Below are 7,368 nucleotides of genomic sequence, written 5' to 3'. Positions count from 1 at the left end.
AGCACCGAATTTTAATTACTGTACCGTATATGCTGCGCTGTTTCTTGAATCCTTTACCAGTAAGCATTTCAAGACTTAACGGGAAAAGTCAGATCAGTTAGCGCAGCCTCTTCGTTAGCGAAGCGGTAGCGAGGACCAAGCGTCCGCAGGAGCGTCACTTTGCAAGACGAGCAAGCATTGAAAAGCCCTAAAGAGCTTATTCCATAATACTTTTGAATAAGTGAATGAGTGAATGAGTGACTTTTGCCTTGCGGTACTAGCTTGACAAAGTACTAGTACAGCGGACTCGTAAATCCAGCTACCATCTCAATTAACAAGACTTGGGTCTTAAGGCCCTTGTTAAAGATAGGCAAACTTCCGCTACACTGTACTACTATTGTTATAGTCGATCAATTATCTTGGCATTCTCTGGCAGTTTGGCGTTTCTTTGCCCAGCAGTACGCGCCCTAGCAGTGAACAAACCAATGGGAGTATTTAATAAATCTACAAGGGTGGCTTTACTCGCGATGCCTGCGGCGGGCTGCGCCAACGCCTTCTTAATATCCCTTGGTATTTCCTTCAATAACCAACGTACTAAGCGATAGCCGCATTCTTTGGGTGTAATCTCTCGCATCAAATCTACACCGTGCAGTTCGTGCAAATACTTATTTGAGCGTCCATAGCGCTGCCATTGACTTTGCAGTTCTTGAAGTGTGGCGCGGTGGCGGTGCTGAACGATCGCATTCGGAGCAAATTCCAAACGCCCGATGTTTTCCCCCAAAATCCGCCAGCAAATGTCGGCATCGCCACCAGTAGTAAGATAGGGGCGAAATAAACCCGCTTTTTCTAAAGCAATGCGTCGAACCGCCAAATTAGCGGTTTGACCATAGGGACGAGAATGAGCAAGTGTGTGCTTTTGCGACAAAGTTTCTTGACGGTCTGCGTGTTGTTCTAGCAGAGTTATGCCTGGTAGTGCCAAAATTTCACCAGCGACAATTACCACTTTTGAGTTTACAAAAGGCTGAATTAATGCATCTAACCATTGCGGTTGTGGACGACAATCTGCATCGGTAAAAACTATAATTTCACCTACAGCGGCGCGAATCCCAGTATTACGAGCAGCATAGGAGCTTTGAATTTGGTTTTCGCTCAACGGGTGAATTGTAATTGGGCAATTTTCGGCAGATGTTTTGAGGATGGTGAGAGTGCGATCGCTACTATTATTGTCCACCAACAAGTACTCTATCCGGTCTTTTGGGTAGGTTTGAGACAACAGACAATTAATTAACTCTGGTAAATCCGCCTCACCGTTATAAATAGGAACAACCACCGACACCATTGGTAAAAAGTTGGTGGCGGTGGTTGCATCAACTGGCTGATGATTCATAAATCTGAGATTTTGGAGATAGGATTACTAGCTAGTATTCCCAAACCAAAATCCTGGAACGGTATATCAAGCAGTTTTCATAACTCCAAAAATCTGGATTTGGGAATACTACTATATAAACACCTGGTAACAAATCATTCGCGTCAATTTACAATTTCAGGTCACTAGCGCGGCTCATGGGTCGAGTGGGCTGATTTGCCGGCGGTTGGGCAAAGTTGTTATTTGATAGAATTGCGATCGCCCGGGCATATTGCGGATCACTCTTAGTTCCGATTAAATCTGGATTAGAAGCCAACTGACGCTCTTGTGTCTCTGTCAAGTCTAGCTTGATATCTGGCGTAATCCCTTTATGGTTAATATCCGTTCCCGCAGGGGTGAAGTAATGGGCAATGGTAACTGCCAAGCCGGAACCATCTGCGAGTTCATGAACTGATTGTACTAAGGCTTTGCCAAAGGTTTGACCACCTACGACTACCGCCCGCTTATTATCCTTGAGTGCCCCTGTGAGGATTTCGCTAGCACTAGCTGAATTACCATCCACTAAGACCGCCAAAGGACGATTTGTCAGAGCAGTGCGATTGGCTTTAGTTTCCTCACTGCTTCCCACACGGTCTACAGTCTTGACAATTCCGCCGTCATCATACCACATCCGGGCAATTTCAATGCTCGCCTGCAACAAACCGCCAGGATTTCCTCGCAAATCTAAGACATAAGAATCAACTTTCTTAGTGTTCAAATCGCGGATGGCTCGTTGCATTTGGTCTGCGGCGTGGGCGCTAAATTCCCGCAAACGGATATAGCCAATGCGGCGATTCCCTTCTTGCCTGAGGGTATAACGTACCGTTGGCACTTCAATACTTGCCCTCGTCAGCTTCAGCTCAAAAGGATTTTGTCCCGCCCGTCCTAGTCGTAGCCTGATGGGAGTACCCGCTTTGCCGCGAATTAGCTTGGAGGCGTCATCCACTTTCATTTTGAGAGTGGGTTTGCCGTCAATGGCCAAAATTTCATCGCCTGCTTTGATCCCAGCTTTTAGCGCCGGAGAATTTTCTATGGCTTCGACAACAGTGAGCCGCTGAGTTTTTTGGTTCACTTCCATCCGAATACCAATGCCAGAGACTTCCCCAGATGTTTGGCTAGTCAGGGCTTCAAACTGTTTGGGGTCCATGAATCGAGTGTAAGGATCTCCCAACTTTTGTAAAGCTTCGCGGATGGCAGCATAAGCTTCTTCACGAGAAGAATAGTCTTTGCTCAACAGGCTTTGCCTGGTTGCTTGCCAATCTTGTTGATTAAATTTACTATCAACATATTCATGATTCACCAGTTGCCAAACTTGGTCAACTATTGCTTTCGGGCTGTCTTGTAAAGCTAGAGCAGCACGCACACCACGAGTCCAAGCGGGGCCGAACACAGACATAGTAGCAGTTGTGGCGATCGCTCCACCAATCAAGGCTACTTGGAGCGGCGAGTAACTTTTCGCAGATTGGTTCATGTATATCAGTTGGAATAATTGTGTTGTTGACAGTTTAGCAATCAGGCTTTCCAGAAATTTTTAAGTTTTTATACCCCAAACTAAGCTATGCTCACTCCATCATTTTTATCGTTGAATTATGCCGAAAATACTGCATTATTAACAACCATTTCTCAGTTTGTTAGCCTTCTCCGGAAGGCTATACTGAACATGTGACACTTTGAGCAGCGTCATGTTTGCACTTCTTCATTACCTTTATAAGATAGCACTTTGATCACTTAATTGCAGCACTGTTAGACAGCCATTAAATCAGGTTTTCTTACATAAGTCATGAAACGCAAATTTACCATCAAATCATTAATTTCTATTAAAAGAAATTCTGCTAATCTGTGGCAAGTGTTACAAAAACTAACTGCTGGATTGTACTTTGTCCTGGGCACTTGGCTGATTTTTACCACTATAACCTTAGTTTTTGCTTCTTTGCAGCCAGTAGATGCCTTCTTAGTGCTTGGTGGCAGTATTCATCGAGAAACTTATGTTGCCCAACAAGCAAAACAATACCCGCAAACCCCAATTTTAATTTCTCATGGTTCCCCAGACCCCTGTATATGGTTAATTTTTCAACGGGAATTAGCAGAGTTATCAAACGTTTGGTTAGAAAAGTGCGCGAATTCTACCTTTGAAAATTTTTATTATGGTATTCCAATTCTGCGGCGTTGGGGAGTGCATAAAGTCATGTTGATTACCTCGCCAAGTCATTTACCCAGAGCTAAATGGATGGCGCAGATTCTTTTGGGTGCTCATGGTATTTGGGTAGAGCCAGAGATTGTTCAAGAATTGGGTATTCCTGGTAATCATGAATCTTGGACTAAAACTGGATTAGATGTAACACGCAGCTTATTTTGGGCGATTTTAAGTCAAATTATTCAACCGCAATGCTCAAATGTCACAAAACTTACTGATGTAGATATGCAAGCTTGGGAGCATCGAGGTTTTCATTGCGAACACCAAGGAGGGTTGAGGAGATAAGGGAGATGAGGATTTATCAGAGGAATATAATGCTACTCAGTTTTTGGTAGCATGATAACCGTGTCATCATGCTAATTATGATAGTATCATTTAAGGATCAAGGAACCGAAGATATTTTTGATGGCAATGACTCAAAGGAAGCTCGAAAGCAATGTCCTATATACTGTTGGGAAGTTGCACAAAGAAAATTAGATCAAATTAATGCAGCGTTATCTCTAGATGACATTAAAGTTCCACCAGGTAACAGGTTAGAAGTACTAAAAGGTGCTCGTAAAGGTCAGCATAGCATTCGGATAAATGACCAATATCGAATTTGCTTTATATGGACACTCCAGGGTGCATCAGAAGTTGAAATAGTCGATTACCATTAGGAGGTAACAACAGATGAGAGTTCCAAAGTATAGACCTCCATCACATCCAGGTGAAATATTACTTAAAGATTTTCTAGACCCAATGGGAATAACCCAAAGAGAACTTGCAGATGCACTTCACGTTCCTTATCAGCGAATAAATGAGCTTGTAAATCAAAAGCGAGGTATTACACCTAGTACGGCAATAAGGTTATCAAAATTTTTTGGAAATAGCTCAGAGTTTTGGTTAAACCTCCAACAAAATTGGGAACTTTACCATGTTCTCAAGGAAGAAGAAGAGGAACTAAAAAGTATTCTGCAATTTCGACCCACGAAGTAGCGATCGCCTTTCAAAATAAAGCCTTAACCCAAGAAGGAAGTAGCCAAACTAGTTATTAGACAGAATTTTTCTAGATATCCACTGTCAGCAAGTGAGGATAAATCTTTGTTATAGGCGTTTGCTGTCATAATAGACAAAAATTTACCAAAGGAGAATTAATGCAAAAGTTCCCAATCTTTCAGCATCAAAATAGCATCTCTATACAAAGACAAATCCACCTGGTAAACTTCTATTCCCTGTCCGATTCCTTGTAGAAGGGTAATTGTCAATTTTCCTCCCAAGTGTTCACGGAACTCGGTAAGCCCTCTAAATAGACAATGCGGATGGTCTAGTTGATCTAATTGTTTTGTCAGTGCCGATGCATACAAGGTAAAGCCTAATTTATTGAGTGTATTTAGAACCCTTTGCCACTCAGATTCCAAGAGTTGACCTGTTAAATATGAATAGGTCGTATCTAAAGCAATGCCGATCGCCACAGCTTCACCATGACGTAAGCTATAATTAGTTAAATGCTCCAGTTTGTGAGCAGCCCAGTGTCCAAAATCCAAAGGACGCGATGAACCCATTTCAAAGGGGTCGCCACTACCAGCAATATGCTCTAAGTGTAACTGGGAACAGCGATAGATTAGCCTTTCCATTATGTCCATATCTCGATTAGCCAATTTATCGGCATTGATCATAATGAAATCGAAGAAATCTGCATCTTTAATCAGCGCCACTTTCACAGCTTCTGCAATACCCGATCGCCAATCTCGATCATCAAGGGTAGTAAGAAAATCAAAGTCATTCAAGACAGCATAAGGTGGCATGAATGTCCCTAAAAAGTTTTTCTTACCGAAGGCATTGATTCCGTTCTTTACTCCTACACCCGAATCGTTTTGCCCTAATACTGTTGTCGGTACTCGTAGCAGCCGAATTCCTCGGTGAGCCGTTGTTGCTGCGTATCCTACCATGTCTAGGACGGCTCCACCTCCAATTGCTAACACGTAGGAGTGACGGCACAATCCAGCTACATTGATCCGCTGATGAATTTGCTCTATAAATCTAGAATCGTTCTTGACTGCTTCTCCACCCGAAACTACTATCGGCTCACCGCTCAAGGTAAGTACATCTCTATAATACTGGGCGTAAACTGATAATTTTTTTAGCAACCCATCCTGGTATTGTAAAAATCCTCCATCTACCACTGCTAGCACTTGTTTTGGGGTTGTCTCCCCATCTGCGGCAATCACTTGTGCCAGTAAAGGATTATCTAAGTGAAATAGACCTCTAGTGAAGTGAACATCATAATTGAAGGTCACGCGGACACATTGGTTAATTGGTTGCAGATTAAAAGCGGTTTTTTGTTGAATAGCCATTTGAATATTATTCCTCTTTAATTAACTGTAAATAAATTCATTAAAGCAATTAAAACTGACAGAAAACTTAACATAAAATAACTTAGATCATTCAATGTTTAAATGATTTACTAGAAAGATAGAGCTAATAAATTAATCCTGGTTTTGAAGTCCGTTCACCCTAGTAGTTCAAGTTAAAAATAACATTAATTTTTAATTTTATTGATGCCTAGACTTTATATCTGAGGTTGGCAATACAATAAAGAGCATTACTACATAAAATTTTAATTTTTTCCGTAAGAGAATTTAATAGTTTATCTAATCAAAATGATATCTTTACAGTATCTTATTTCAAGTCGGGAGATTTTTGTAGATTCAGTGAAGTTCTCAGATCAGTAGTATATTATCTAACTGTTTGAATCACAAAGTATCAAGTTTAGTGGTAGATTTTATACTTAGTTGTCACAAAAAAGTTGGGCAACTTCTCCTGAATTCATCATGAGTAAAGTAAACAAGTTACTATATCACTGGTTGTTAAAGTCTGTTTCAGAGAAAGCTTTTACTTGGCTGGAACAGAAGCAGGCACAGATTGCTAGCGGTGCTGCTGAACGAGTGTTTTATACGGCATTTAGTGCTGTGCCGCGTTATCTAGGTAAACAGGATTTGCAGCTAACATTCCAGGACTTAGAAGCAGCACAGGATGTGATTCCCGGTTGGTATCCTAGTCATTGGAGTGTAGATCAAGCGGCTCGCACACTCTTGCTTCTAGCTTTGCCCCACGATGATGCCCAGGGGTATGTGCAAACTCTTGATCAAGTCTTCTCCACTGCCGATATGGGGGAGTTAGTTGTGCTTTATCAAAGTTTGCCCTTGTTACCACATCCAGAGTTATATCGCCATCGCGCTGCTGAGGGAATTCGTAGCAATATGAGTAATGTATTCCAAGCCATAGCACTACGTAACCCTTATCCAGCGGATTATTTAGATAATGCTGCTTGGAATCAAATGGTGCTGAAGGCTGTGTTTGTCGGCAGTCCGTTGCATCTAATTTGGGGACTAGATCGGCGTGCTAACCCAGAATTGGCGAGGATGTTGGCAGACTATGCCCATGAACGTTGGGCAGCTAAACGCTTAGTTACACCAGAACTTTGGCGACCTGTAGGGCGGTTTGCGGATAGTGCAATCATTACAGATTTGGAAAAAGTACTGGCTAATGGGGATATAGACGAGCAAAAAGCAGCAGCTTTAGCTTGTGCTGAGTCGTCTTTACCCCAAGCGCAAGCATTACTTTCGCGTTACCCAGATTTACAGTCATCCATTCAACAAGGTAATCTGACTTGGAGCAGTTTTAGCCGTGATGCCTGCGGCAGGCTGCGCTAACGTCTCTTTGTTTACAAATGAAAGGGACTGGGGAAAAGTTTTCCAAATACCCAATAACTAAAACTTAATACCCAGTACCCAATTCCCTATCCCTAATA

At 42.2% G+C, this 7,368-nt stretch carries 7 protein-coding genes; 4 read left to right on the top strand and 3 right to left on the bottom strand.

The window, feature by feature from the left end:
* Window positions 1-379: 379 nt before the first annotated feature.
* Entirely contained in the window at window positions 380-1,366 is a 987-nt protein-coding gene (locus V7L29_RS08770) for a glycosyltransferase (protein WP_334735188.1), read from the bottom strand.
* Window positions 1,367-1,514: 148 nt separating this feature from the next.
* Complete coding sequence (gene ctpB / locus V7L29_RS08765) at window positions 1,515-2,855, bottom strand: carboxyl-terminal processing protease CtpB (RefSeq protein WP_334689093.1); 1,341 nt, start codon at window positions 2,853-2,855, stop codon at window positions 1,515-1,517.
* Window positions 2,856-3,164: 309 nt separating this feature from the next.
* Between ctpB and V7L29_RS08760 the strand changes: the two genes are divergently transcribed.
* The 3 genes from V7L29_RS08760 to V7L29_RS08750 all read left to right on the top strand — a co-directional run bounded on the left by V7L29_RS08760 (window position 3,165) and on the right by V7L29_RS08750 (window position 4,553).
* Window positions 3,165-3,863, top strand: a complete 699-nt coding sequence (locus V7L29_RS08760) for a YdcF family protein (protein WP_334689092.1) — start codon at window positions 3,165-3,167, stop codon at window positions 3,861-3,863.
* Between the two features lie 77 nt (window positions 3,864-3,940).
* The gene (locus V7L29_RS08755; protein ID WP_190943418.1) at window positions 3,941-4,234 is read left to right on the top strand and encodes a type II toxin-antitoxin system RelE/ParE family toxin; all 294 of its coding nucleotides are present in this window, start codon (window positions 3,941-3,943) and stop codon (window positions 4,232-4,234) included.
* Window positions 4,235-4,247: 13 nt separating this feature from the next.
* Window positions 4,248-4,553 carry a HigA family addiction module antitoxin gene (locus tag V7L29_RS08750; protein ID WP_334689091.1) on the top strand — a complete coding sequence of 102 codons (306 nt, stop codon included), beginning with the start codon at window positions 4,248-4,250 and terminating at the stop codon, window positions 4,551-4,553.
* Between the two features lie 155 nt (window positions 4,554-4,708).
* Here V7L29_RS08750 and V7L29_RS08745 read toward each other — a convergent pair whose 3' ends face one another.
* A complete protein-coding gene (locus V7L29_RS08745; RefSeq protein ID WP_334735187.1) occupies window positions 4,709-5,911 on the bottom strand; it encodes a 3-dehydroquinate synthase in 1,203 nt (400 codons plus the stop codon).
* Between the two features lie 477 nt (window positions 5,912-6,388).
* Between V7L29_RS08745 and V7L29_RS08740 the strand changes: the two genes are divergently transcribed.
* Entirely contained in the window at window positions 6,389-7,270 is an 882-nt protein-coding gene (locus V7L29_RS08740) for an EboA family metabolite traffic protein (RefSeq protein ID WP_334735186.1), read from the top strand.
* Window positions 7,271-7,368: the final 98 nt, after the last annotated feature.

Source organism: Nostoc sp., assembly GCF_036916575.1.
Lineage (GTDB): Bacteria > Cyanobacteriota > Cyanobacteriia > Cyanobacteriales > Nostocaceae > Nostoc.
The sequence above is the reverse complement of the archived record's forward strand: the minus strand, read 5'-3'. Positions and strand labels throughout refer to the sequence as shown.

What these genes read in the sequence shown, in the direction of transcription:
- V7L29_RS08770 (WP_334735188.1), bottom strand. Translation starts at nt 1,366, where the DNA reads ATGAATCATCAGCCAGTTGATGCAACCACCGCCACCAACTTTTTACCA.
- ctpB (WP_334689093.1), bottom strand. Translation starts at nt 2,855, where the DNA reads ATGAACCAATCTGCGAAAAGTTACTCGCCGCTCCAAGTAGCCTTGATT.
- V7L29_RS08760 (WP_334689092.1), top strand. Translation starts at nt 3,165, where the DNA reads ATGAAACGCAAATTTACCATCAAATCATTAATTTCTATTAAAAGAAAT.
- V7L29_RS08755 (WP_190943418.1), top strand. Translation starts at nt 3,941, where the DNA reads ATGATAGTATCATTTAAGGATCAAGGAACCGAAGATATTTTTGATGGC.
- V7L29_RS08750 (WP_334689091.1), top strand. Translation starts at nt 4,248, where the DNA reads ATGAGAGTTCCAAAGTATAGACCTCCATCACATCCAGGTGAAATATTA.
- V7L29_RS08745 (WP_334735187.1), bottom strand. Translation starts at nt 5,911, where the DNA reads ATGGCTATTCAACAAAAAACCGCTTTTAATCTGCAACCAATTAACCAA.
- V7L29_RS08740 (WP_334735186.1), top strand. Translation starts at nt 6,389, where the DNA reads ATGAGTAAAGTAAACAAGTTACTATATCACTGGTTGTTAAAGTCTGTT.